The 22,254-nt window shown below is 70.5% G+C and carries 27 protein-coding genes; 10 read left to right on the top strand and 17 right to left on the bottom strand.

The window, feature by feature from the left end; translation table 11 throughout:
* Positions 1 to 40 precede the first annotated feature (40 nt).
* Genes G537_RS0130570 through hisB form a run of 6 tightly spaced genes read right to left on the bottom strand, consistent with a single transcriptional unit; the run spans position 41 to position 3,779 of the window.
* Positions 41 to 382, bottom strand: coding sequence for a phosphoribosyl-ATP diphosphatase (locus G537_RS0130570; RefSeq protein WP_026873284.1), 342 nt, complete (start codon positions 380 to 382; stop codon positions 41 to 43).
* On the bottom strand, positions 379 to 1,143 hold the full coding sequence (gene hisF, locus G537_RS0130565) for an imidazole glycerol phosphate synthase subunit HisF (RefSeq protein WP_026873283.1): 765 nt from the start codon (positions 1,141 to 1,143) through the stop codon (positions 379 to 381). The genes G537_RS0130570 and hisF overlap by 4 nt, the downstream gene beginning before the upstream one ends.
* Before the next feature lie 4 nt (positions 1,144 to 1,147).
* Positions 1,148 to 1,891 (bottom strand): 1-(5-phosphoribosyl)-5-[(5-phosphoribosylamino)methylideneamino]imidazole-4-carboxamide isomerase, encoded by a 744-nt coding sequence (gene hisA / locus G537_RS0130560; RefSeq protein ID WP_026873282.1) that lies wholly within the window; start codon positions 1,889 to 1,891, stop codon positions 1,148 to 1,150.
* The gene (locus tag G537_RS0130555; RefSeq protein WP_026873281.1) at positions 1,888 to 2,460 is read right to left on the bottom strand and encodes a GNAT family N-acetyltransferase; all 573 of its coding nucleotides are present in this window, start codon (positions 2,458 to 2,460) and stop codon (positions 1,888 to 1,890) included. The genes hisA and G537_RS0130555 overlap by 4 nt, the downstream gene beginning before the upstream one ends.
* Positions 2,457 to 3,095 (bottom strand): imidazole glycerol phosphate synthase subunit HisH, encoded by a 639-nt coding sequence (hisH, locus tag G537_RS0130550; protein WP_026873280.1) that lies wholly within the window; start codon positions 3,093 to 3,095, stop codon positions 2,457 to 2,459. The genes G537_RS0130555 and hisH overlap by 4 nt, the downstream gene beginning before the upstream one ends.
* Positions 3,096 to 3,110: 15 nt before the next feature.
* Positions 3,111 to 3,779, bottom strand: coding sequence for an imidazoleglycerol-phosphate dehydratase HisB (hisB, locus tag G537_RS0130545; protein WP_081689156.1), 669 nt, complete (start codon positions 3,777 to 3,779; stop codon positions 3,111 to 3,113).
* A gap of 162 nt (positions 3,780 to 3,941) precedes the next feature.
* On the opposite strand from hisB, the gene hslV reads away from it, so the two are divergent.
* From hslV to aidB, 3 genes are all read left to right on the top strand, one after another.
* Positions 3,942 to 4,490, top strand: coding sequence for an ATP-dependent protease subunit HslV (gene hslV, locus G537_RS0130540; RefSeq protein WP_026873278.1), 549 nt, complete (start codon positions 3,942 to 3,944; stop codon positions 4,488 to 4,490).
* Positions 4,491 to 4,554: 64 nt separating this feature from the next.
* The gene (gene hslU, locus G537_RS0130535) at positions 4,555 to 5,871 is read left to right on the top strand and encodes an ATP-dependent protease ATPase subunit HslU (protein ID WP_034853531.1); all 1,317 of its coding nucleotides are present in this window, start codon (positions 4,555 to 4,557) and stop codon (positions 5,869 to 5,871) included.
* Positions 5,872 to 5,981: 110 nt separating this feature from the next.
* Positions 5,982 to 6,809: an AidB family quorum-quenching N-acyl homoserine lactonase gene (aidB, locus tag G537_RS0130530; protein ID WP_026873276.1), complete on the top strand. Its 828-nt coding sequence runs from the start codon at positions 5,982 to 5,984 to the stop codon at positions 6,807 to 6,809.
* 175 nt (positions 6,810 to 6,984) lie between these two features.
* Here aidB and G537_RS0130525 read toward each other — a convergent pair whose 3' ends face one another.
* Both G537_RS0130525 and G537_RS0130520 read right to left on the bottom strand, forming a co-directional pair.
* Positions 6,985 to 8,367, bottom strand: coding sequence for an esterase-like activity of phytase family protein (locus tag G537_RS0130525; RefSeq protein ID WP_026873275.1), 1,383 nt, complete (start codon positions 8,365 to 8,367; stop codon positions 6,985 to 6,987).
* Positions 8,368 to 8,583: 216 nt separating this feature from the next.
* Positions 8,584 to 9,240 carry an FMN-dependent NADH-azoreductase gene (locus G537_RS0130520; RefSeq protein ID WP_026873274.1) on the bottom strand — a complete coding sequence of 219 codons (657 nt, stop codon included), beginning with the start codon at positions 9,238 to 9,240 and terminating at the stop codon, positions 8,584 to 8,586.
* Positions 9,241 to 9,348: 108 nt separating this feature from the next.
* Between G537_RS0130520 and G537_RS0130515 the strand changes: the two genes are divergently transcribed.
* The gene (locus tag G537_RS0130515) at positions 9,349 to 10,260 is read left to right on the top strand and encodes a LysR substrate-binding domain-containing protein (protein ID WP_026873273.1); all 912 of its coding nucleotides are present in this window, start codon (positions 9,349 to 9,351) and stop codon (positions 10,258 to 10,260) included.
* On the opposite strand, the gene G537_RS0130510 is transcribed toward G537_RS0130515, so the two are convergent.
* Positions 10,238 to 10,804 (bottom strand): Smr/MutS family protein, encoded by a 567-nt coding sequence (locus tag G537_RS0130510; RefSeq protein ID WP_026873272.1) that lies wholly within the window; start codon positions 10,802 to 10,804, stop codon positions 10,238 to 10,240. The two genes, G537_RS0130515 and G537_RS0130510, sit on opposite strands and share 23 nt — an antisense overlap.
* Positions 10,805 to 10,892: 88 nt before the next feature.
* The gene (locus G537_RS0130505; protein WP_026873271.1) at positions 10,893 to 11,558 is read right to left on the bottom strand and encodes a Tim44/TimA family putative adaptor protein; all 666 of its coding nucleotides are present in this window, start codon (positions 11,556 to 11,558) and stop codon (positions 10,893 to 10,895) included.
* A 203-nt stretch (positions 11,559 to 11,761) separates the two neighbouring features.
* Here G537_RS0130505 and G537_RS0130500 point away from each other — a divergent pair, with 203 nt between their 5' ends.
* Positions 11,762 to 12,280 (top strand): FxsA family protein, encoded by a 519-nt coding sequence (locus G537_RS0130500; protein WP_026873270.1) that lies wholly within the window; start codon positions 11,762 to 11,764, stop codon positions 12,278 to 12,280.
* Positions 12,281 to 12,379: 99 nt separating this feature from the next.
* On the top strand, positions 12,380 to 12,880 hold the full coding sequence (gene secB / locus G537_RS0130495) for a protein-export chaperone SecB (protein ID WP_026873269.1): 501 nt from the start codon (positions 12,380 to 12,382) through the stop codon (positions 12,878 to 12,880).
* Positions 12,881 to 12,980: 100 nt separating this feature from the next.
* Here the strand turns inward: secB and G537_RS0130490 are convergent, their stop codons facing one another.
* From G537_RS0130490 to G537_RS0130465, 6 genes are read right to left on the bottom strand one after another with little or no spacing between them, the layout of a single operon-like run.
* Entirely contained in the window at positions 12,981 to 13,535 is a 555-nt protein-coding gene (locus G537_RS0130490; protein WP_026873268.1) for an AAA family ATPase, read from the bottom strand.
* 22 nt (positions 13,536 to 13,557) lie between these two features.
* Positions 13,558 to 14,235 carry a DNA polymerase III subunit epsilon gene (gene dnaQ, locus G537_RS0130485; protein WP_026873267.1) on the bottom strand — a complete coding sequence of 226 codons (678 nt, stop codon included), beginning with the start codon at positions 14,233 to 14,235 and terminating at the stop codon, positions 13,558 to 13,560.
* Positions 14,235 to 14,861 (bottom strand): dephospho-CoA kinase, encoded by a 627-nt coding sequence (gene coaE / locus G537_RS0130480; RefSeq protein ID WP_026873266.1) that lies wholly within the window; start codon positions 14,859 to 14,861, stop codon positions 14,235 to 14,237. The genes dnaQ and coaE overlap by 1 nt, the downstream gene beginning before the upstream one ends.
* Positions 14,861 to 15,721, bottom strand: coding sequence for a shikimate dehydrogenase (locus G537_RS0130475; protein ID WP_211230560.1), 861 nt, complete (start codon positions 15,719 to 15,721; stop codon positions 14,861 to 14,863). The genes coaE and G537_RS0130475 overlap by 1 nt, the downstream gene beginning before the upstream one ends.
* Complete coding sequence (locus G537_RS0130470; protein ID WP_425402315.1) at positions 15,718 to 16,314, bottom strand: Maf family protein; 597 nt, start codon at positions 16,312 to 16,314, stop codon at positions 15,718 to 15,720. Before G537_RS0130470 ends, G537_RS0130475 begins: the two co-directional genes overlap by 4 nt.
* A 2-nt stretch (positions 16,315 to 16,316) precedes the next feature.
* On the bottom strand, positions 16,317 to 17,150 hold the full coding sequence (locus G537_RS0130465; protein WP_026873263.1) for a pyruvate, water dikinase regulatory protein: 834 nt from the start codon (positions 17,148 to 17,150) through the stop codon (positions 16,317 to 16,319).
* 366 nt (positions 17,151 to 17,516) lie between these two features.
* Between G537_RS0130465 and hemE the strand changes: the two genes are divergently transcribed.
* The 3 genes from hemE to hemJ all read left to right on the top strand — a co-directional run bounded on the left by hemE (position 17,517) and on the right by hemJ (position 20,217).
* Positions 17,517 to 18,590 (top strand): uroporphyrinogen decarboxylase, encoded by a 1,074-nt coding sequence (hemE, locus tag G537_RS0130460; protein WP_051249334.1) that lies wholly within the window; start codon positions 17,517 to 17,519, stop codon positions 18,588 to 18,590.
* Positions 18,587 to 19,624 (top strand): ferrochelatase, encoded by a 1,038-nt coding sequence (hemH, locus tag G537_RS0130455; protein ID WP_026873261.1) that lies wholly within the window; start codon positions 18,587 to 18,589, stop codon positions 19,622 to 19,624. Before hemE ends, hemH begins: the two co-directional genes overlap by 4 nt.
* A gap of 155 nt (positions 19,625 to 19,779) precedes the next feature.
* On the top strand, positions 19,780 to 20,217 hold the full coding sequence (hemJ, locus tag G537_RS0130450; protein WP_026873260.1) for a protoporphyrinogen oxidase HemJ: 438 nt from the start codon (positions 19,780 to 19,782) through the stop codon (positions 20,215 to 20,217).
* Positions 20,218 to 20,224: 7 nt separating this feature from the next.
* Here the strand turns inward: hemJ and G537_RS42545 are convergent, their stop codons facing one another.
* Complete coding sequence (locus G537_RS42545; RefSeq protein WP_051249333.1) at positions 20,225 to 20,662, bottom strand: hypothetical protein; 438 nt, start codon at positions 20,660 to 20,662, stop codon at positions 20,225 to 20,227.
* 281 nt (positions 20,663 to 20,943) lie between these two features.
* Between G537_RS42545 and rho the strand changes: the two genes are divergently transcribed.
* On the top strand, positions 20,944 to 22,200 hold the full coding sequence (rho, locus tag G537_RS0130440; protein WP_026873259.1) for a transcription termination factor Rho: 1,257 nt from the start codon (positions 20,944 to 20,946) through the stop codon (positions 22,198 to 22,200).
* The last annotated feature ends 54 nt before the right edge of the window (positions 22,201 to 22,254 follow it).

Raw genomic sequence — 22,254 nt, 5'->3', positions numbered from 1 at the left:
GCGGGCCCCGGCCGGCCTCTTCCGTCACGGACGGACGCGTTCACTCCGTCGGCCGCGCCGCCTTCTCGGCGATGCCGCTGACGCCTTCCCGCGATTCGAGCACCGTCCACACCGCCTCCGGCGCCACCCCGGCATCGGCCCACAGCACCAGGAGATGGTAGAGCAGATCGGCGCTTTCGGCGGCGATGGCGTCGGCGTCGCCGCGCATCGCCTCGATCACCGTCTCCACCGCCTCCTCGCCCAGCTTCTGGGCGATCTTCGGCCGGCCGCGGGCGAGCAGCTTGGCGGTGTAGCTCGACGCCGGATCGGCGCCGCGCCGCGACCGGATCACGGCGGACAGCCGGTCCAGGATCCTGGCGTCGATCTCCGGCTTGCCGCTCATGCCGCCATCCGCACCGGCAGCCCGGCCTCGGCCAGGTGCTGCTTGGCCTGGGCGATCGAATAGGTGCCGAAGTGGAAGATCGAGGCGGCCAGCAGTCCGGTGGCGCCGCCGACCAGCGCTCCGTCGGCCAGGTGCTGCAGCGTGCCGACCCCGCCCGAAGCGATGATCGGGATACCGACCACCTTGCGGATCGCCTTCAGCAGCTCGAGGTCGAAGCCCTCCTTGGTGCCGTCGCGGTCCATCGAGGTCACCAGCAGCTCGCCGGCGCCCGCCGCCCCCATCCGGTCGGCCCATTCCACCGCATCGATGCCGGTGCCTTTGCGGCCGCCATGGGTGAAGATCTCCCATTTCCCGGGCGACACCTGCTTGGCGTCGATCGCCACGACCACGCATTGCCGGCCGAACTTCACCGCCGCCTCGGTCACCAGCTCCGGCCGGGCCACGGCGGCGGAGTTGATCGACACCTTGTCGGCCCCGGCCAGCAGCAGCGCCCGCACGTCGTCGACGCTGCGCACGCCGCCGCCCACGGTCAGCGGCATGAACACCTGCTCCGCCGTGCGGCGGACGACGTCGAACAGCACGCCGCGATTCTCGTTGGTCGCGGCGATGTCGAGATAGACCAGCTCGTCCGCGCCCTGGCGGTCGTAGTGCCGGGCCTGCTCCACCGGGTCCCCGGCGTCGACCAGGTTCTCGAAGTTCACGCCTTTGACCACCCGGCCGTCCTTGACGTCGAGGCAGGGGATGACCCGGACCTTGAGCATCGCCTTACGCCTCCACCGGCACCGGGCCGGACAGGATGGCCAGCGCCTGCTTCGGGTCGATCCGGCCGTCATAGAGGGCGCGGCCGCAGATCACCCCGGCGATGCCCGACTTCTCCTCGCGCTTGATCACCCTGAGGTCGTCGAGCGAGGAGGCGCCGCCCGAGGCGATCACCGGCGTGGTCAGGGCGAAGGCCAGGTCGGCCGTCGCCTCGACGTTCAGCCCGCCCATCGCGCCGTCGCGGTTGATGTCGGTGTAGATGATCGCGGCGACGCCGGAATCCTCGAAGCGCAGCGCCAGGTCCAGCGCCTTGACGCTGGAGGTCTTGACCCAGCCTTCGATCGCCACGAAGCCTTCCCGCGCGTCGATGCCGACGGCGATCCGGCCGGGCCAGCGCCGGCAGGCCTCGCGCACCAGCTCCGGGTCGCGCACCGCGACGGTGCCCAGCACCACCCGGGCGACGCCGCGCTCGAGCCAGAACTCGATCCGCTCCAGGTCGCGGATGCCGCCGCCGAGCTGCACCGGCAGCGACGTCGCCTTGAGAATGCCGTCGATCGCCGCCGCGTTCACCGGATGGCCGGCGATGGCGCCGTTCAGGTCGACCACATGGATCCAGCTGAAGCCCTGCTCGGCGAAGACCCTGGCCTGCTCCGCGGGGTCGAGGTTGAACACCGTGGCTTCGCTCATCTCGCCGCGGACGAGCCGGACGCAGTGTCCGTCCTTCAGATCGATGGCCGGGTAGAGGATCATGGCGTCGGGTCCAGCCCCGCCTCGGTCGGCGGGATCAGCGGTTTGTGGAAGTAGCAGCCGCCGATCAGGCGGCCGTTCACGCGGGCATAATACGGGTTCGTCGCCCAGCGGACGAATCCCAAGCGTTCGAACAGATGGATCGCCGCAGTCTGGGTCTCTCGCACATCGAGGGTCAGCAGGCCGTAGCCGCGCGACCGCGCCTCCGCCTCCGCCGCCTCGACCAGCATCCGGGCCAGGCCGTGGCCGCGGGCCCAGGGGGCGACGAACATGCCGGTCAGGCCGGCGGCGAAGGACTGCGCCTCGTTGTTCGCCGGCGGCTCCATCAGCTGGACGGCGCCGGCGATCACCTCGTCGAGCCGGCCGACGAAGAGATGCCGGCCCGGCATGACGACCACGCCGCCCCAGTAGCGTTCCATGGTCTCGCGCGGCGGCGGCTTGACCCAGCCGAAGCCGCCGCCCTCGAGGATGGCGAGCTCGGCGGCATCGCACAGGTCGTGCAGGTCGCTGCTGCGGAACCGGTCGAGCCGGCCGACCGACACCGCGGGCGCCTGGGCGGTCGCGCTGGTCATGGCGTCCAGGTCACGAAATTGCCGAGCAGCCTGAGGCCGGCCGCCTGGCTCTTCTCCGGATGGAACTGCACCCCGATCCAGTTGTCGCGGCCGACCGCGGCGGTCTGCGGCCCGCCATAGTCGACCGTGGCCAAAACGTCGGCCGGGTCGGCCGGCACCATGACGTAGGAATGGGCGAAGTAGACGTCCTGGCCGCCCAGCCCGGCCAGCACCGGATGCTCCTCCTCCACCGCCAGGGTGTTCCACCCCATCTGCGGCACCACCAGGTCGGGGTCGGACGGGGCCAGCGGCACCACGGCGCCATGGATCCAGTCGAGGCCGAGGAAGTCGCCATGCTCATGACCGGCCCCGGCCATCACCTGCATGCCGACGCAGATGCCGAGGAAGGGCACGCCGGCCTCGCGCACCCGTTCCTCCAGCGCCTCGCGCATGCCCGGCAGCGCGCCGAGCGCCTGGCTGCAGTCGCCGAAGGCGCCGACGCCCGGCAGCACCAGCCGGTCGGCCCGGCGCACCACCTCGGCATCCGCGGTGACCACGATCTCCTCCGACACGCCGCGCTCCGCCGCGGCGCGTTCCAGCGCCTTGGCGGCCGAGCGGAGATTGCCGGAGCCGTAGTCGATCACGGCGATGACCATGATTGTTCCCCAGAGCTAAAGGGAGCCGCCGAGCGTGCCCTTGGTCGAAGGCACGGCGTCGGGGCGGCGGGCGTCGATCGACGTCGCGGCACGCAGCGCCCGCGCCAGCGCCTTGAAGCAGCTTTCGACGATATGGTGGTTGTTCTCGCCGGTGAGATTGGCGACGTGCAGGGTCAGCCCGGCGTTCTGGGCGAAGGCGTGGAACCATTCGCGGAACAGCTCGGTGTCCATCTCGCCCAGCTTGTCGCGGGTGAAGCGGACGTCCCAGACCAGATAGGGCCGGGCCGAGATGTCGACGGCGACGCGGGACAGCGCCTCGTCCATCGGCACATGCGCCTCGCCGTAGCGCTGGATGCCGCGGCGGTCGCCCAGCGCCTTGGCGAAGGCCTGGCCGAGGACGATGCCGACATCCTCGGTGGTGTGGTGGAAGTCGATATGGAGGTCGCCCTCGGCCCGCACCGTCAGGTCGAACAGCCCGTGCCGGGCGAGCTGGTCGAGCATATGGTCGAGGAAGCCGATGCCGGTCTGGATGTCGGACCGGCCGGTGCCGTCGAGATCGACCGTGGCGCTGATCCGCGTCTCGCGGGTGGCGCGGTCGATGGTGGCGGAGCGCGCAGGCGCCGCGCGGGCGGGGGCCGCGTCGGCCGCACCCGTCTGGCTGGGTTTGGAAGGGGTTCCGTCCATGGCCCTGGTGTCTTATCAGGAAGCCCGGCGCATCGCCAGAGAAGGAGCCATGCCCGGAGGGCAGGGAACGGTCCGCAAGACTTGATCCCCCCGCCGGGCGGTCCAATCTAGGCGGTGCGGGCCGGACGGCTCGTCGCAACCTCAGCGTTTCCGGATTTCTGCATGTCGTCTTCCGAGAGTGCCGCCTGGCACGGCACCACCATCCTCGCCGTGCGCAAGAACGGCCATGTCGTCATCGCCGGCGACGGACAGGTCACCGCCGGCAACACCGTGATGAAGGGCACCGCCCGCAAGGTGCGCCGCCTGGGCGACGGCAGCGTCATCGCCGGCTTCGCCGGGGCGACCGCCGACGCCATGGCGCTGTTCGAGCGCCTCGAGGCCAAGCTGGAGAAGCATCCCGGCCAGCTGGCCCGCGCCTGCGTCGAGCTGGCCAAGGACTGGCGCACCGACCGCTATCTGCGCCGGCTGGAGGCGATGATGGCGGTGTGCGACCGCCAGGTGTCGCTGATCCTGACCGGCACCGGCGACGTGCTGGAGCCCGATGACGGGCTGATCGGCATCGGCTCCGGCGGGCCCTTCGCCCTGGCCGCCGCCCGGGCCTATCTGGAGCATCCCGAGCTGGACGCCGAAACAGTGGCGCGCAAGGCGATGAAGATCGCCGGCGACATCTGCATCTACACCAACCACAACATCACGCTGGAAAGCCTGTGATCGCGGCCATGCCCGCCTTCCGCCCCAAGGCCCGCACCGCCCTCGCTTTCTGAAAGTTTTCCTGATGACCGACACCGCCAATTTCAGCCCGCGCGAGATCGTCTCCGAGCTCGACCGCTTCATCGTCGGCCAGCACGACGCCAAGCGCGCCGTCGCCATCGCGCTGCGCAACCGCTGGCGCCGCCAGCAGCTGCCCGAGGCGCTGCGCGAGGAGGTGCTGCCGAAGAACATCCTGATGATCGGCCCGACCGGCGTCGGCAAGACCGAGATCGCGCGCCGTCTGGCGAAGCTGGCCAACGCTCCGTTCCTGAAGGTCGAGGCCACCAAGTTCACCGAGGTCGGCTATGTCGGCCGCGATGTCGAGCAGATCGTCCGCGACCTGCTGGAGATCGCGATCAAGATGACCCGCGACAGCCTGCGGAAGGAGGTCGCCGCCAAGGCCGAGATCCGGGCCGAGGAGCGGGTGCTGGACGCGCTGGTGGGCGAGAACGCCTCGGCCGAGACCCGGCAGAAGTTCCGCAAGATGCTGCGCGAAGGCGCGCTGAACGACCGCGAGATCGAGATCCAGGTGGCCGACACCGGCGGCGGGCTGCCGACCTTCGACATCCCGGGCATGCCCGGCGCCCAGGTCGGGATGCTCAACCTCAACGACATCTTCGGCAAGGCCTTCGGCGGCCGCACCAAGCCGCGCCGCATGACGGTGTCGGAGAGCCACGCCGTGCTGATGGCCGAGGAATCGGACAAGCTGCTGGACCAGGAGAAGGTGACGTCGGAGGCGATCCATCTGGTCGAGCAGAACGGCATCGTGTTCCTGGACGAGATCGACAAGATCACGGCGCGGTCGGAGCGGGTGGGCGCCGATGTCAGCCGCGAGGGCGTGCAGCGCGACCTGCTGCCGCTGATCGAGGGCACCCAGGTGGCGACCAAGCACGGCACGGTGCGCACCGACCACATCCTGTTCATCGCCTCGGGCGCCTTCCAGCTGGCCAAGCCGTCGGACCTGCTGCCGGAGCTGCAGGGCCGCCTGCCGATCCGGGTCGAGCTGCAGGCCCTGTCGCGCGACGATTTCCGCCGCATCCTGACCGAGCCGGAGCACAGCCTGATCAAGCAGTACAAGGCGCTGCTGGGCACCGAGGAGGTGACGCTGGACTTCACCGAGGACGCGATCGACGAGCTGGCCGACCTGGCGGCGGAGATCAACCGGTCGGTCGAGAACATCGGCGCCCGCCGCCTGCACACGGTGCTGGAGCGCCTTCTGGACGAGGTCAGCTTCACCGCCTCCGACCGCTCCGGCGAGACGGTGCGGATCGACGCCGACTATGTCCGCGACCGCGTCGGCGCGCTGACCAGGAACGCCGATCTGAGCAAGTTCATCCTGTAATAGCAGACCACCGGTCTTCGCGCCTTCCGCTTCGTCGTCGCCCGGCTAACCTGGGCGGCGACGGGGCGAGCCCGAGCGGGCAAGCAGCCATTCCACGGCGAGGGATCGACATGTCCGCTGTTGCCAGGCGCTTCGGCCGCTACGATGTCACCGTGCTGCTCGACGGCATCTTCGAGGCCCCCAAGACCGTGCTGACCCATGCCGGCGGCGAGGAGGCGAGCCGGCGCCTGGTCGACGGCTGGCCCGGCGACAAGATCAGCATCGACGTCAACTGCTATCTCCTGAGGGGAGAGAACGGGGTTTCCCTGATTGATGCCGGCACCGGCGACCATTGGGGCCCGGCGCTGGGCAAGGCGCGCGCGGCGCTGGCCTCGGCCGGCGTGCGCCCCGAAGAGGTCGACCGCGTGCTGCTGACCCATCCTCACGGCGACCACGCCCTCGGCCTCCTCGACGGCGACCGGCCCTGGCTGCCGCGGGCCGAAATTCTGTTTCCGGAACGCGATTTCGCCTTCTTCGGTGATCCGGCGGTCGCCGAGACCTTCCCGCCGAACCGCCGCGGCAACTTCAAGGCCGTCGCCGACCTGGCCCGGGCCTATGCCGGCCGCATCCGGGCCATCGCGCCGGGGCCGGTCGAAGGCATGCCGGACGTCGAGGCCGTGCCGCTGCCCGGCCACACGCCGGGGCAGAGCGGCTATCTGATCGGCGAAGGCCGGGACGCCCTGCTGATCTGGGCCGACGCCATCCACCTCGGCATCCCGCAGATCGAGGATCCGGAGGTCGGCCTCACCTATGACCTCGACCCGGCGCTGGCGGTGCAGACCCGGCGGTTCCTGCTGGAGCGGGCGGCCTGGCAGGGCTGGCTGGTCACCGGCAGCCATGTCAGCCGGACCGGCCGGATCGAGGCGGGCGAGCGGGGCTGGCGCTTCGTCGAGGGCTGATACCAGGCGCCTTTGAGATCGACCTCTCTGGCCTTTTCCCGTCATGGCGAGGCGCGCAGCGCCGTGGCCATCCAGAGGGCCGGTGCCGCTGGATGGCCACGCCCCTTTCGGGGCTCGCCATGACGGATCAATGTCTCACGCCTTTGGTAGGCCCCTGCCGGCCGGCGGCCCCTTCCTACTTCGCGTTCAGCAGTTCGGTGACCTTGAGCAGGACGAACTCGTTGTCGTCCTGCCGGTCGACCGCGCGGCCGGAGGAGAAGGGCAGGTTGTTGTCGTTGGCGACGATGATGTGGTCGGCGTCGACCCGCGCCACGTTCTCGATGGTGACGAAGGGGAAGCTCAGCGTCCCGTCATGCCCGCCCCGGCGCGCCTTGTGGTCCGGATCCTGGATCGCCATCAGGTCGATCGAGCCGATCTTGCGCAGGAAGCCGTCGGCATCGGCCTGCGCCAGGTCGACCAGGAAGACGCGCTTGAACTTCGCCGGGGTGGCGAAGCAGTCCGGCTTCGGCGCGTCCTGGCAGGCCTGGGCCGCGTCGCCCTCGCCGTTGTCGCGCTCGATGATCAGGCCGCGCGTGGCGTCGATCAGGTTGAAGTCGCCGATCGCGTTGCCCTTGGCCTCGAGCCGGTACTTCCACGACTTGCCGGTGAATTTTTTCGTCGCGGTGTCGAACTCCAGCACCCGCAGATATTCGCGGCCCTGGGCGTCGGTCTCCGGCGCCCCCTTCGCGGCATCCCACAGCCCGCCTTCGAGCAGCGGGTAGAGGGTCCTGCCGTCCTCGGACGCGGCCATGCCCTCGAAGCCCTTGCTGCGGCGCGCCTCGAAGGCGACCGCGCCGGGGGCGGCCGGCGTGGTGAGATAGGGGTTGTCCGGCGACCGCACTGGCTTGCCGTCGACCGCGGTGTCGACGACGGTCAGCACCCGGCCGGCCGCGTCGGTCTCGATCAGGAAGGGGCCCAGCTCGTCGCCGAACCAATAGTGGTCGCCGACCGGCTGGATCGATTCGATGTCGAAGTCGGCGCCGGTCAGATAGCGCTCCTTCGTCGCCTCGGTGGTGATGCGGAACGGCACCTTCCGGTCCGGGTCGCTGAGGAACAGCGTGTTCAGCACCGCGACGCGGCCGGTCTGCCAATCCGGCTTCACCCGGTGCACCATCAGCATCGCGTCGGGCGAGTTCGCCTTCGCGCCGAAGCCGTTGTCGGTGAGCACGATGTATTCCCCGTTGCCGACCGGCTTGATGCCGCTGAAGCCCTGCACCGGCTGGCCGACGAAGGGGAAGGTCACCCCGGTCTCGCGCACCGCATCCTTGCTGCCGGTGGTGCCCATGGTGCTGAACGGCCGGTCGATCCGGGCCGGCGTCGGACCGGCGAACTTGCCGGAGGTGGCGAACATCGCCGGCGCGTCGGCCGGCGGCGCCGCGAAGGTCATCGCCGGCAGCACGGCATGGCCGGCCAGCACCGCCGGGAAGGTCTTCGGCGCCGGCTCGTCGCCCGCCAGGGCGCCGGCGGCGGACAGGGCCAGGATCGCCAGCGAAGCGGCGGCGCTGCGGAACGGAAGCATGGGTCCCCCTCTCGGTCTCGGAAGCGGCGAGAGAGTGGGAGCGAGCGATGACGGCCGGATGACAGGCGCGTGAAACTCTCGGGTCGCGGATCTATCCAGAAGGCCTTCAGATCCCAAAACTGTCATGCCCGGGCTTGACCCGGGCATCCAGGAATGTCGATGCCGCTCTGGGTGGCCCCTGGATCGCCGGGTCAAGCCCGGCGATGACAATAAGAGTCAGGCAGCCTGCGCCTCCTCGGTCATCCGCGCCACCAGCCGGTCGATTTCCGCCTCCGCCGCCCGCAGCGACTGCTGGATCCGCTCATCGGCGAACTCGTCATATTCCACCGCGATCGACACCGCGTCGGTGACGCCGATGTAACGGAACACCGTCTCGAGATGCGGCTCGACATGGTTGAGGCCGGAGAGGCGCCCGCCCGGGTCGTAGCCCCAGTCGCCGCGCGCACCGAGCATGACCAGGCGCTTGCCCGAGAGCATCGGCCAGTAGGGTTCGCCCGGACGGCTGCGGTCGAAGCCGAAGGTGCGGCCGACCCGGACGATGTTGTCGACCCAGGCCTTCATCTGCGCGGGCAGGCCGAAATTGTACATCGGCACCCCGGCGACGATCAGGTCGGCGCGCTCCAACTCGTCCACCAGCGCGTCGCTGAGCGCCAGGGTCGCGCGCATCTCCGGCGTCCGCCGCTCCGGCTTGGTGAAGGCGGCGGCGATCCAGGCCTCGGTCACCGGCGGCGGCGGCTCCAGCCCGACATCGCGGCGGATCACCTCGTCGTACGGCCGGCGCGCCAGCCAGCCCTGGACGAAGCGGGCGGACAGGCGCCGGGTGTGCGATCGGCCGGCGCGGGCGCTGGAATCGATGTGCAGGATCGTGGTCATGGCTGAACTCCGGAACCTCTATGGTCCAGGAGATGCGCGCTTTCCGGCTTGCGGACAAAGGCGAATCCCTCATCTTATGGCTGAGGTGAATTCATCCGTGTGAGCACCATGCGCCGCCTGCCCCCGCTCGCCGCCCTGCGCGCCTTCGAGGCCGCCGCCCGCCATCTCAGCTTCAAGCGCGCAGCCGAGGAGCTGCTGGTGACCCCAACCGCGATCAGCCATCAGATCCGCCTGCTGGAGGAGACGATGGGCCTCAGGCTGTTCGAGCGGCGGACCCGCCGGGTGGTGATGACCGAGGCGGCGCAGCGGCTGTACCCGGTGCTGCGCGACGGCTTCGATGCCTTCGCCCGCACCATCGGGGCGCTGTCGGCGAAGGCGGGGCCGCGCACCGTGACCTTGACCGCGACCCGCGCCTTCACCGCCCGCCTGCTGGTGCCCCGGGTGGCGTCGTTCCAGGAGCGGCGGCCGGACATCACGCTGCGCCTGCTGGCCGCGGACGAGCCGGTGGACCTCGCCGCCGGCACCGCCGACCTCGCCATCCGCTATGGCGGCGGCGCCTATCCCGGGCTGCGGTCGGAGCCGCTGGGCACCGACCGGCTGGCGCCGGTGGCACACCCCTCCCTCGGCCTGACCGCGCCGGAGCAGCTGGCGCAGCACCGGCTGATCCACTTCGAATGGCGCGTGCCGCATCCGGAGAAGCCGTCCTGGCCGCGCTGGTTCGCCGCGGCCGGCCTGCCGGAGGGCAGCGCCTCGGCCCTGCACTGCACCGATGAGAGCCACGCCATCCAGGCGGTGACGGCCGGCCACGGCGTCGGCCTGCTGAGCCTGACCCTGGTGGCGGCGGAGCTGGCAGCCGGGACGCTGGTTCAGCCCTTCGGCCCGGCGATCGGAGGCATGGGCTTCCACCTGGTCCGCCGCCCGAGCCCAGGGGGCTCGGAGGACGAGGCGGTGGCGGCGGTGCGGGAGTGGATCCTGGCGGAGTTCGCCGGTCTCTCGCCTACCCCTCGCGCCGGCGCTTGAGCACGATGTAGAGCGCGCCGGAGCCGCCGTCGCGGGGATGGGCCGGGGTGATGGCCAGAACCTTCTCGCGCAGCGGCGGTTCGTTCAGCCACAGCGGCACCTTGGCGCGCAGCACGCTGTCGCCGTTCGAGAAGCTGCCCTTGCCGGTGATCACCAGCAGCGTCTTCTTGCCCGCCCGGTGGGCCGAGGCGACGAAGCCGATCAGCGCGTCATGCGCCTCGACCTGGCGCATGCCGTGCAGGTCGAGCCGGCCCTCGATCCCCTCCTTGCCGCGGCGCAGCCGGTCGGCACGGTGGCCGTCGATGCCGGTCAGGTCGCCCGGGCGCAGCCGCTTCGGCGCCGCCGGCGGCAGGGGCGGCTTCGGCGCCGCGGCCGGCTTCCGGCCGGACGGGGCCGGCCGTGGGGACGGACCCGACGGCGGTGCCGGTGGGGGTTCAGGCGGGGGCGGCGGTGCCGGGTCGCGCGGCCGCAGCGGCACGACATCCTGCATCACGAGACGCCAGAGGCGGCGCTCTTCCTCGCTCGGTTTGCGCGTCTTGGCCATGCCGGATCAGCGGTCGCTATCCTCGGCCGAACGGCCGCGGCCCGGACAAGGCCGGGCCGGACAGGTCAGGATCGACGGCATCAACGGCTCAGTGGGATTCGCGGGTCTCGACCAGCGCCCAGTTCGGGTCGGTGGCGCGAGTGTTGCGGGCGAAGGTCCAGACATCGGTGACCTCGACCGTCTGGTCCGGGTTGCCCTCGACCACCTTGCCCTCGGCGTCGCGCAGCACGCTCTTCTGGTGCGAGACGAACCGCACGGTGACGAAGGCGGTGCGGCCGTCGAGGCGCGCCTCGACGATCTCGGCGCGGTCGACCGCCTCCACCGTCTCGTCCAGGGTGTGGCCGGCGGCCAGGCGCTCGCGGATCGCGGCGCTGAACTCGTCGTACAGCTCGTCGGACAGCAGCGGGCGCAGCGTCGCCGTGTCGCCGCGGGCGAAGGCCTCGACGATCATCTTGAACGCGCCGCGGGCGCCGCCCAGGAAGCTGCCTTCGCTGAAGCTGCGGTCGGCGATCTTGATCTGGGTCAGGCCGCTGGCCGGGCCGGCCTCGCCGTTGCCGGCGGCGCGCGGCCGTTCCGGCATGTTCACGACATTGTCGGGCGTGCGGGGCTCGGGCCGCGCCGGCGGCTGGGCCAGCGGGTTCGGCCGCCGCTGCTCGGTCCCCGTACGCCGGCCGAGCACGCTGCGCAGCCGCAGAATCAGGAACCCGGCGATGACCGCCAGAACCAGGATATCGAGGAAAGAGCCTTCGCCCATCGCTCCCTTCACTTGCCGCGCGCCCGTGCCGGCGCCGAATGCATCGCTCTGGACCCGGGCGCCGCGCGACACTAACTCTTGGTCGGGCCTGTCCGGATGAAGCAACCTCTCGGCGGACGGCCGTCCGGGCCAGGATGCGCGGTCAGGAACGACGCCTGCCCCCGACAGATAGGCTGCCGCCCCCCAAACGGCAAGGGAAACCGATGCCCCTTCTCGCCCTGCTGCTTCTTGTCCCGGTTCTGGCCGAGATCACGGTGTTCATCCTGGTCGGCCGCTGGATCGGCGTGCTCGCCACGCTGGTGCTGTTCATCGCCATCGGCGTGATCGGCTCGCTGCTGCTGAAGCGGCAGGGGATGCGGGCGCTGCGCGAGATGCAGGCGGCGCTGGCCCGGGGCGAGCCGCCGGCCGAGCCGGTGGCGCATGCCGCCCTGCTGGTGCTGGCGGCGCTGCTGCTGATCTTCCCGGGCTTCCTCAGCGACCTGATGGCGCTGCCGCTGCTGCTGCCGCCGGTGCGGCGTGCCGTGATCCGCTGGCTCGGCGTGCAGGCCCAGCGCCGCGGCGGCTTCACCGTCTGGCCCGGCGGCGGGCGCGGGCCCGGCGGCCCGGTGATCGACGCGGACTACACCGAGGTCCATCCCGAAGGCGGCGACACGTCCGCGCCGCGGCTCGAGGATTCGCGCTGGCGCGGCGCGGACGACAAGGATGTGCGCCGCCCCTCGTGATCGGCGTCCCTCTGCGGTTGTGGCCTCCACGGGTTCCGTGCTAGCGAGACCCCCGTCTTTCGCCGGCCAGCCCAGCCAGAGTTTCCAGGGAGATTTTTCATGTCGGACGTCAACCAGCAGCCCGACGCGGCCGAGCAGCTGCAGCCCTCGCTGCAGATCTCGGCGCAGTACGTCAAGGACCTGTCCTTCGAGAACCCGAACGCGCCGCGCAGCCTGACCCAGCAGTCGACGCCGCCGCAGGTGACGGTCAATGTCGATGTCCGCACCCAGCAGCTGGCCGACAACGCCTTCGAGGTGGTGCTGCACATCAAGGCCGAGGCCAAGACCGGCGACGCCGCCACCTTCCTGTGCGAGCTGAGCTACGGCGGCGTGGTCCTGCTGGCCAATGTGACCAAGGAGCAGACCGCGCCGCTGCTGCTGATCGAGGCGCCGCGCCTCCTGTTCCCCTTCGCCCGGTCGGTGATCGCCGAGGCGACGCGCAACGGCGGCTTCCCGCCGCTGCTGATCCAGCCGATCGACTTCACCGAACTGTTCCGCCGCCAGCTGGCCGCGCTGCGCGCCCGGTCCGAGGGCGAGAGCGAGCAGCCGAGCGTGAACTGACCCAGGTCGTTCCCTCCGTCGTCATTGCCGGGCTTGACCCGGCAATCCAGAAGATATCGACGCTCTCTGGATGCCCGGGTCAAGCCCGGGCATGACAGTTTTAAGTCCTTGGAGCAGACCGTAACCCGTCGAGGAAGGACACGATCCGCTCCGCCGCCTGTTCCGGCGTGAGACGGGTGTTGTCGATGAGGATCCAGTCCTCGGCATCGTCTACGATTAGGTGGTGGTCCCGACGCCAGGCGATCAGGGGCTCCGGATCCGTCAGCTTGCGGTTGTCGGCGCGGTCCGCCCGCTGAACCCGGGCGATGTTCTCCTCGATATCGCAGTCGAGCGTGACCGCGACCAGGCGGTCCCCGCGCTGGGCGGCGAGATCCTTGATCCGGCCCCAGGCCTCGACATCGCGGGGCGTTTCCTCGAGGAAGGCGTTGGTCATCACCACGACCGCATCCGCCGGCAGGGCGCGGATCCGGGCATAGGCCAGATCCCGCACCGGCTCGTACAGCGCCCAGTATTCCTCGGTGCCGCGATCGCAGAGGGCGGCCGCCACATTGTGCAGGGTGTGGTTGTCGAGCAGGCGGGCCCGCAGCCTTCGCGCCAGGACCCGCGCCACCGCCAGCTTTCCCGCGCCCGGCCAGCCGTTGAGATGGATGATCACGGTCCGGGGAACCTCCCGCCTCTCACCCTTCCTTCAGCCACAGCGGGTCGTTCAGGCCCTTGATGAAGGCGAGATGGGCGGCCAGCTCCTCCTCGGTCGGGGCGTGCGGCCGCGCCGGGCGGGCGACGCGTTCGACCACCACCGTGGTCTCGGTGACCTCGATCGTGGTGGTGATGGCGAGGCCGGGCTCGCGGCCGCCGCACATCTCCAGCCAGACCTCGGCCAGAAGCTGCGCGTCGAGCAGCGCCCCGTGCAGGGTGCGGCCGGAATTGTCGATGCCGAAGCGGCGGCACAGCGCGTCGAGCGAGGCCTGGGCGCCGGGCCAGCGCCGCCGGGCCAGCGCCACCGTGTCGATCGCCCGCGCCATGGGGATCGGCGGCAGGCCGAGCCGGCCGAGCTCCGCGTTCAGGAAGCCCATGTCGAATTCGGCGTTGTGGATCACCAGCATGGCGTCGCCGACGAAGTCCAGGAAGTCGCCGACCACCTCGGCGAAGAGCGGCTTGTCGGCCAGGAACTCGTCGGTCAGCCCGTGCACCCGCTGGGCCTCGAGCGGCACCGGCCGTTCCGGGTTGATGTAGACGTGGAAATGCCGGCCGGTCGGGACGTGGTTGATCATCTCCACCCCGCCGATCTCGACCAGGCGGTCGCCGCCCAGCGCATGCAGGCCGGTGGTTTCGGTGTCCAGGACGATCTCGCGCATCACACCACCTTCAATGAGGGCCGCCAGCGCCGCCCCGGCCGCGCCAGCGCCCGCCGCCGCACGGCGCGCAAGGCCAGCCGCGTCGGCCGGCGGCCGAGGCCGGTCGGCACCACCCAATCCGCCCGCCGCCGCTTCTCGCGGTCGGGCATCTGCGCCGCCAGGATGGCGGCGAATTTCTCCGGCGTCATGCCCGGCCGGGCCAGCACCCGCTGCCGCTGCAGCAGGCGCGGGGCGCTGACCACCGCGACGGCGTCGCAGAACCGCTCGCCCCCGGTCTCGAACAGCAGCGGGATGTCGAGCACCACGAGGCGGTCGCCGCGCCGCCCGGCCCGCTGCAGGAAGCGGCGCATGCGGCGACGCACCAGCGGGTGCAGGATCGCCTCCAGCCGGCGCAGCGCCTCGGGCTTGCCGAACACCAGCGCGCCGAGCGCCTTTCGGTCGACCGCGCCGTCGCGCACCGCCTCCGGGAAGGCCTTCGCCACCGCCGGCACCGCCGCACCGCCGCGGCGCAGCAGGTCGTGCACCACCGCGTCGGCGTCGTGCACGGCGACGCCGTCGCGCCGCAGCATCGCCGCCGCGGTCGACTTGCCCATGCCGATCGAGCCGGTGAGGCCCAGGATCCGCATCAGCCCGCTCCCAGCACCGCGGCCCTGAGGGCGGCATCGACCGTCGGCGCCACGCCGAACCAGGCCTCGAATCCCGGCCGGGCCTGGTGCAGCAGCATGCCGAGCCCGTCGACCACCGGGTTGCCGCGCGCCCGCGCTGCGGCCAGCAGCGGCGTCTCGAGCGGCGCATAGACGATGTCGTTGACCAGCGCCGCCGGCGGCAGCGCGTCGAGCGGCAGGTCGAGCGGCGGGCGGCCGACCATGCCCTCGGTGGTGGTGTTGACCAGCAGCGCCGCGCCGTCCAGCGCCGCGGCCCGGTCGGCCCAGTCGACCACGGCGATGGGGCCGCCCAGCTCCGCCGCCAGCGTCTCGGCCCGCGCCCGGGTGCGGTTGGCCAGGCGGATCTCCGGCGCCCCGGCGTCGGCCAGGGCGACGATGACGGCCCGCGCCGCGCCGCCGGCACCGATCACCACCGCCGGTCCCGCGGCCGCCGACCAGCCCCCTTCCCCGGCGTCCAAGGATGCGCCGGCCTGGAGATTGGCCAGGAAGCCGAAGCCGTCGGTGTTGGTGCCGAAGAGGCTGCCGTCTTCGCGCACGACGATCGTGTTCACGGCGGCGATGCGGCGGGCCAGCGGGTCGAGCTCGTCGACCAGGGCCATCGCCGCCTCCTTGTGCGGCACGGTGACGTTGCAGCCGCGGAAGCCCAAGGCCGCCAGGCCACGCAGCGCCGCCTGCAGCCGCTCCGGCGGCACCGCCATCGGCACATAGGCGCCGTCGATCCGGTAGCGCGCCAGCCAGTGGCCGTGCAGCTGCGGCGAACGGGAATGCCTGATCGGCCAGCCGATCACCCCAGCCAGGCGGCCCTTCCCGGTCAGAGTCACGACGGCAGCACCCCATGGTCGCGCAGGAAGCCGAGCAGCGGCAGCAGCGGCAGGCCGAGGATGGTGAAATGGTCGCCCTCGACTTTGGCGAAGAGCTGCGCCCCGCGGCCCTCCAGCTGGTAGCCGCCGACCGAGCTCAGCACCGCATCGCCGACGGCGTCGAGATAGCCTTCGAGGAAGACATGGCTGAACGGCCGCATGGTCAGACGCGCCCGGTCGGTCGCATGCCAGACCCTTTCGCCGTCGCGCACCGCCACCGCCGTCGAGGTCAGGGTGTGGGTGCGGCCGCGCAGCGCCAGCAGCTGGTCGCGGGCCGCGGCCCGGTCGGCCGGCTTGTCGTACCAGACGCCGTCGCAATCCAGCATCTGGTCGGCGCCGATGACGAGGGCGCCGGGATGCCGCCGCGACGCCCGCTGCGCCTTCAGCACCGCCAGCGCCTCCGCGACATCGGCCGGGGACGCGCCCTCGGCCTTCATCGACGCCTTGACCTCGGCCTCGTCGATCGCGGCCGGGCTGACGGTGACGGCGACGCCGGCGGCTTCGAGCATCATCCGCCGCGTGGCGCTGCCGGAAGCGAGAACCAGCGCGCTCACGGTCAGGCCGCTCCCACGCCGCGGCCGCGCCGGGCGAGCAGCGACAGGATCTCCGCCGCCGTCTCCTCGATCGCGCGGCGGCTGACGTCGATCACCGGCCAGCGGTGCTTGGCGAAGTAGCGCCGTGCCTCCGCCACCTCCGACCGCACCTGCTCGGGGTCGACATAGTCGGTGGTCTGGGCCTGGTTCAGCATCTGCATGCGGTTGCGGCGCAGCTGCACCAGCTGCTCCGGATCCTTGGTCAGGCCGACGATCAGCGGCCGGCTGACCCGGTGCAGGTCCTCGGGCAGCGGCAGCCCGGGAACGAAGGGGACGTTCGCCGCCTTCACCCCGCGATTGGCGAGATAGAGGCAGGTCGGGGTCTTCGAGGTACGCGAGACGCCGACCAGGACGACATCGGCCTGGTGCAGTTCGCCCGTCAGATGGCCGTCGTCATGCGCCAGCGCATAATCCATCGCCTCGATGCGGTGGAAATAGGCGGCGTCCATGGCGTGCTGCCGGCCGGGGCGGCCGTGCACCGCCATGCCGAGCTGCTGCGCCAGCGCCGCCATGATCGGGTCCAGCACCGAGATGCAGGGCACGCCGAGCGAGCCGCAGACATCCATCAGCCGGTGGCGCAGACCGTCGTCGACCAGGGTGAAGACGACGATGCCGGGATGGGTGCGGATCTCCTCGATCACCATGTCGAGCTGGCGGTTGGTCCGCACCAGGTTCCAGAAGTGCTCCACCGGCTCCGCCCCTTCGAACTGGGCGAGGCAGGCCCGCGCGACGCTATGAATGGTGTCGCCGGTCGAATCCGAAACGAGATGTAGGTGGAATGTCTTCGTCTGCGCCATGCCTCCCTTGTATCCCGAGGCATGGGGATTGTCTGTGGGCAAATTCGGGATCAAAGCCGGATTCGTGGGGCTTGACGCGATCTCGTGCCGGCTGACCGGTGAGTCGTCGACTCTTCCATCCGGCTGGGGACGAGAGTCCCGGGCCCGGGGCACCCCCGGCGAAGCGCGCCGATGCGACTCCGAGTCCTCCCGCGCGTTATGGACAGGGGCGATGGCGAGGGTGTAGCGAGTCGGGCGCGTCTTCCCCGCTTTCCACAGGGTGGGGCGGGCGGGCCGGCAAAACCCTGTGGATGATCTGGGGATGAGTCACAATCCCCGTTATCCACAGCGATTCACCACATCCTCAAAAAACCAAGGATTCCTTCAATGAAACAGGATGGGCAGAGCCGGGGAGACAGATCCGTGACACCGGCGAAGCCGTTCCTGCGCGCCCTGGCCGGCGAGACCCTGGCCCGCCCGCCGGTCTGGCTGATGCGCCAGGCCGGGCGCTACCTGCCGGAATACCGTGCCGCCCGGGCCCGGGCCGGAAGCTTCCTGGACCTTTGTTACAATCCGGAGCTGGCGGCCGAGGTGACGCTGCAGCCGATCCGCCGCTACGGGTTCGACGCCGCGATCCTGTTCTCGGACATCCTGGTGGTGCCGCACGCGCTGGGCCAGGCGCTGGACTATGTCGAGGGCGAGGGCCCGAAGCTGGAGCCGGTGACCGACGCCGCGGCGGTCGCCCGGCTGTCGGCGGACCGCCTGCACGAGGTGCTGGGGCCGGTCTACGAGACGGTCGGGCGGGTGGCGGCGGCGCTGCCGTCCGAGACGGCGCTGATCGGCTTCGCGGGGTCGCCCTGGACCGTCGCGACCTACATGGTCGAGGGCGGCGGCAGCAAGGAATACGCCGCGGTGAAGCGGCTGGCCTATGGCGAGCCGGAGACCTTCGCCCGGCTCATCGACCTGCTGGTCGAGGCGACATCCGCCTATCTGCTGCGCCAGATCGAGGCGGGGGCCGAGGCGGTGCAGCTGTTCGACAGCTGGGCCGGGGTGTTGCCGGAAGGGGAGTTCGAGCGCTGGGTCGTCGCCCCGACCCGGCGCATCGTCGAGGCGGTGCGGGCCGGGGCGCCGGGGGTGCCCGTCATCGGCTTCCCGCGCGGCGCCGGGCTGCTGACCGAACGCTATCTCGCCGGCACCGGGGTGGACGCGGTCGGGCTGGACACCACCGTGCCGCCGGGCTGGGCCGCCCGGGCGCTGCAGCCGAAGGCGGCGGTGCAGGGCAATCTCGACCCGGTCTTCCTCCTGACCGGCGGCGCGCCGATGCTGCGGGCCGCGGACGCGATCGTCGACGCGCTGGGCCGCGGCCCCTTCGTGTTCAACCTCGGCCACGGCGTGCTGCAGAAGACGCCGCCCGAGCATGTCGCCGCCCTGGTCCGGCACCTGCGCGGGGACGCGGGATGAGCCGGCGGATCGCCGTCGTCCTGTTCAACCTGGGCGGCCCCGACAATCCGGACGCGATCCGGCCCTTCCTGTTCAACCTGTTCGCCGATCCGGCGATCATCCGGCTGCCCAACCCGGTGCGGGTGATCCTGGCCTGGGCGATCGCCAAGAAGCGGTCGCGCCAGGCGAAGGACATCTATGCCGAGCTCGGCGGCGGCTCGCCTCTGCTGCCCAACACCGAGGCCCAGGCCCGGGCCCTCGAGGCCGAGCTGGCGGATCTCGGCGAGGTCAAGGTCTTCATCGCCATGCGCTACTGGCATCCGATGAGCCAGGAGACGGCGATGCTGGTGAAGGATTTCTCCCCGGACGAGGTGATCCTGCTGCCGCTCTATCCGCAGTTCTCGACCACCACCACGGCGTCGTCGCTGCGGGTGTGGCGCGACGCCTGCCGGATCGCCCGGCTGGAGGCGCCGACGCGGGTGGTCTGCTGCTATCCGACCGAGCGCCGCTTCATCGCCGCCATGGCCGCCGGGCTGCGTGCGGCACATGAGGAGGCGGCGCGGCACGGACGGCCGCGGGTGCTGTTCTCCGCCCACGGCCTGCCGGAGAAGATCGTCCGCACGGGCGATCCCTATCAGTGGCAGTGCGAGCGCACCGCCACGGCCCTGGCCGAGGCCTCCGGTATCCCCGACCTCGACTGGGTCTCGACCTATCAGAGCCGGGTCGGCCGGCTGAAATGGATCGAGCCGTCGACCGAGGCGGTGATCCACGAGGCGGCGCTGGCGAAGCGGCCGATCGTGGTGGTGCCGATCGCCTTCGTCTCCGAGCATTCCGAGACGCTGGTCGAGCTCGACATCGAATACCGCAGGCTGGCTGACGAATCGGGCGCGCCGTGCTACCTGCGGGTGCCGACCGTCGGCGCCGACGACGGCTTCATCGCCGGGCTGGCGGAGCTGGTGCGGGCCGGCCATCGCCGCGGTGCGGCGTGCGAAGCAGGCGACGGCGGCCGGATCTGCCCGGCGGCGTTCTCCGGGTGTCCCAGCAACGCGGCTTAAGAGGCCGTTTGGAACTGGGTCAGGCCGCGGCGAAAACGGTGGTTTTCGAGCACCGAAGCGCAGCGTACATGAGGTACGCGAGCATCGGAGCGCAGAAAAGCGCCGTTTGCAGCCCGGCATCGCCCAGTTGCAAATGGCCTCTCAGCGAGGATCGAATGGCGGCTCTCTACCCCTGGATCAAGGCGTTCCACGTCTTCTTCGTCATCGCCTGGATGGCGGGGATGCTCTACCTGCCGCGGCTGTTCGTCTACCACACGCAGACCACGCCGGGGACGCCGGAATACGAGCGCTTCTCGGTGATGGAGCGGCGGCTGATGCGCGGCATCATGCTGCCCGCGGCGGTGCTGACCTGGGTGTTCGGCATCGCCATGCTGTGGCTGACCGATTGGGCCTTCTTCGCCCAGGGCTGGCTGCATGTGAAGCTGACGGGGGTTGTCATCCTGACCGTGCTGCACCACATGTGCATCCGGTGGCGCCGCGGCTTCGCCGAGGGCCGCAACCCGCACAGCGAACGCTTCTACCGCATCGTCAACGAAGTTCCGGCGCTGCTGCTGCTGGTCATCCTGATCATGGTGATCGTGCAGCCGTTCTGAGCGGCAGCTACCACGTGATGCCCTTGCCGATCCAATCGGTGATGTCGAAGAAGATCGACCGGCGCTGCCCGGCGGCATTCGCCAGGTCGAGCTGGTCGTAAACCCGGCTCCCCGGGTTCAGCAGGGCCTGGCCGCAGACCGCCCATCCCGGCAGGCGCCGGGCGACATAGGCGTATTCGGCGTCGACGCCGGTTCTCTGGTCGACGTCGCCTTCGATGACGATCGCCGTCTCCGGCCGGTCTCCCGGACCGCCGGAGTATCGGTAGTCGCCGGGCCGGTCGCGGGGCACGCGGCAGTCGGGGTGTCTCAGGCTCGCCACGACGCCGCCGGGCTGCTGCGCGCCGTACATCGTGATCGTCGATCCGGTGGGTTTCGGCGGCGGCGCATTGCAGCCGACCAGCCACAGGCCGGCGGCGACCGCTGGCAGGACCGCATTCCTCGTCATGTCCCCTCCCCGACACGGATCCAGGCCATGTCGTCTCCCCGCCCGAATCCTCGCCGATCCGCCGGGCGCACGCAATCCACCACCGGCGGTCACCGCTGCGGCTCGACGATTGACTTGCGGCAAGTCATTCGATAACCATCTCGTGTTCTCAGCGGTCATCCGGCGGTCATTCGCAGCGCCGGCGCGGTCGAGCCCTTCGTGCCGTGGACCGAGCTTCCAGCGAGAGACCAATCCAAAGACGCCGCGCCGCCGGTGATCTGTCCACGCCCATCAGGGTCCCCATGCATCTGCAAGAACTGAAAGAGAAGTCTCCCAGCGAGCTTCTCGCCTATGCCGAAGAGCTCGAGGTCGAAAACGCGAGCATGCTGCGCAAGCAGGACATGATGTTCGCAATCCTCAAGCAGCTCGCCGAGAACGACGTCGCCATTTTTGGATCGGGTGTGCTGGAAGTCCTGCCCGACGGCTTCGGATTTCTGCGATCTCCGGAATCGAATTACCTGCCGGGCCCGGACGACATCTATGTGTCGCCGCAGCAGATCCGCCGCTTCGGCGTGCGCACCGGCGACACCATCGAGGGCGAGATCCGCGCGCCGAAGGAAAACGAGCGCTACTTCGCCCTGACCAAGGTCAACAAGATCAACTTCGAGGAGCCGGAGGCGGTCCGGCACCGGGTCACCTTCGACAACCTGACCCCGCTCTATCCCGATGAAGCGCTGCGGATGGAGCTGATCGACCCGACCAAGAAGAACATGACCGGCCGGATCATCGATCTGGTCTCGCCCCTCGGCAAGGGCCAGCGCGCCCTGATCGTGGCGCCGCCGCGCACCGGCAAGACGGTGATGCTGCAGAACATCGCCAACTCGATCGCCGAGAACCACCCCGACGCCTTCCTGATCGTGCTGCTGATCGACGAGCGGCCGGAGGAAGTGACCGACATGGACCGGTCGGTGAAGGGCGAGGTCATCTCCTCGACCTTCGACGAGCCGGCCTCGCGCCACGTCCAGGTGGCCGAGATGGTGATCGAGAAGGCCAAGCGCCTGGTCGAGCACAAGAAGGATGTCGTCATCCTGCTCGACTCGATCACCCGCCTGGCGCGCGCCTACAACACCGTGGTGCCGTCCTCGGGCAAGGTGCTGACCGGCGGCGTCGACGCCAACGCGCTGCAGCGGCCGAAGCGCTTCTTCGGCGCCGCCCGCAACATCGAGGAAGGCGGCAGCCTGACCATCATCGCCACCGCGCTGATCGACACCGGCAGCCGGATGGACGAGGTGATCTTCGAAGAGTTCAAGGGCACCGGCAACTCCGAGATCATCCTGGACCGCAAGCTGTCCGACCGCCGCACCTTCCCGGCGATCGACATCGGCAAGTCCGGCACCCGCAAGGAGGAGCTGCTGGTCGACAAGGGCACGATGTCGAAGATGTGGGTGCTGCGCCGCATCCTGATGCCGATGGGCCCGACGGATGCGATGGAGTTCCTGATGGAGAAGCTGAAGCACACCAAGTCGAACGCCGACTTCTTCGAGAGCATGAACCAGTAACGCTCTCGGGCATCGTCATGCAAAGGGCCGCCGGTCGCAGGACCGGCGGCCTTC

The sequence above is a fragment of the Inquilinus limosus DSM 16000 genome (assembly GCF_000423185.1).
In the GTDB taxonomy this organism is placed as follows: Bacteria; Pseudomonadota; Alphaproteobacteria; order DSM-16000; family Inquilinaceae; genus Inquilinus; species Inquilinus limosus.
The sequence above is the reverse complement of the archived record's forward strand: the minus strand, read 5'-3'. Positions and strand labels throughout refer to the sequence as shown.

Bases quoted from the DNA above. Each gene is read 5' to 3' on its own strand.
- G537_RS0130505 (WP_026873271.1), bottom strand. From the start codon at position 11,558: ATGGGCGAAGGCTCTTTCCTCGATATCCTGGTTCTGGCGGTCATCGCC.
- hisF (WP_026873283.1), bottom strand. From the start codon at position 1,143: ATGCTCAAGGTCCGGGTCATCCCCTGCCTCGACGTCAAGGACGGCCGG.
- hemJ (WP_026873260.1), top strand. From the start codon at position 19,780: ATGGCGGCTCTCTACCCCTGGATCAAGGCGTTCCACGTCTTCTTCGTC.
- coaE (WP_026873266.1), bottom strand. From the start codon at position 14,861: ATGCGGATCCTGGGCCTCACCGGCTCGATCGGCATGGGCAAGTCGACC.
- hslU (WP_034853531.1), top strand. From the start codon at position 4,555: ATGACCGACACCGCCAATTTCAGCCCGCGCGAGATCGTCTCCGAGCTC.
- hisA (WP_026873282.1), bottom strand. From the start codon at position 1,891: ATGATCCTCTACCCGGCCATCGATCTGAAGGACGGACACTGCGTCCGG.
- G537_RS0130465 (WP_026873263.1), bottom strand. From the start codon at position 17,150: ATGGCGCAGACGAAGACATTCCACCTACATCTCGTTTCGGATTCGACC.
- hemH (WP_026873261.1), top strand. From the start codon at position 18,587: ATGAGCCGGCGGATCGCCGTCGTCCTGTTCAACCTGGGCGGCCCCGAC.
- G537_RS0130510 (WP_026873272.1), bottom strand. From the start codon at position 10,804: ATGGCCAAGACGCGCAAACCGAGCGAGGAAGAGCGCCGCCTCTGGCGT.
- G537_RS0130555 (WP_026873281.1), bottom strand. From the start codon at position 2,460: ATGACCAGCGCGACCGCCCAGGCGCCCGCGGTGTCGGTCGGCCGGCTC.
- G537_RS0130525 (WP_026873275.1), bottom strand. From the start codon at position 8,367: ATGCTTCCGTTCCGCAGCGCCGCCGCTTCGCTGGCGATCCTGGCCCTG.
- G537_RS42545 (WP_051249333.1), bottom strand. From the start codon at position 20,662: ATGACGAGGAATGCGGTCCTGCCAGCGGTCGCCGCCGGCCTGTGGCTG.
- hemE (WP_051249334.1), top strand. From the start codon at position 17,517: ATGAAACAGGATGGGCAGAGCCGGGGAGACAGATCCGTGACACCGGCG.
- hisH (WP_026873280.1), bottom strand. From the start codon at position 3,095: ATGGTCATCGCCGTGATCGACTACGGCTCCGGCAATCTCCGCTCGGCC.
- aidB (WP_026873276.1), top strand. From the start codon at position 5,982: ATGTCCGCTGTTGCCAGGCGCTTCGGCCGCTACGATGTCACCGTGCTG.
- rho (WP_026873259.1), top strand. From the start codon at position 20,944: ATGCATCTGCAAGAACTGAAAGAGAAGTCTCCCAGCGAGCTTCTCGCC.
- secB (WP_026873269.1), top strand. From the start codon at position 12,380: ATGTCGGACGTCAACCAGCAGCCCGACGCGGCCGAGCAGCTGCAGCCC.
- dnaQ (WP_026873267.1), bottom strand. From the start codon at position 14,235: ATGCGCGAGATCGTCCTGGACACCGAAACCACCGGCCTGCATGCGCTG.
- hisB (WP_081689156.1), bottom strand. From the start codon at position 3,779: ATGGACGGAACCCCTTCCAAACCCAGCCAGACGGGTGCGGCCGACGCG.
- G537_RS0130570 (WP_026873284.1), bottom strand. From the start codon at position 382: ATGAGCGGCAAGCCGGAGATCGACGCCAGGATCCTGGACCGGCTGTCC.
- G537_RS0130500 (WP_026873270.1), top strand. From the start codon at position 11,762: ATGCCCCTTCTCGCCCTGCTGCTTCTTGTCCCGGTTCTGGCCGAGATC.
- G537_RS0130515 (WP_026873273.1), top strand. From the start codon at position 9,349: ATGCGCCGCCTGCCCCCGCTCGCCGCCCTGCGCGCCTTCGAGGCCGCC.
- hslV (WP_026873278.1), top strand. From the start codon at position 3,942: ATGTCGTCTTCCGAGAGTGCCGCCTGGCACGGCACCACCATCCTCGCC.
- G537_RS0130520 (WP_026873274.1), bottom strand. From the start codon at position 9,240: ATGACCACGATCCTGCACATCGATTCCAGCGCCCGCGCCGGCCGATCG.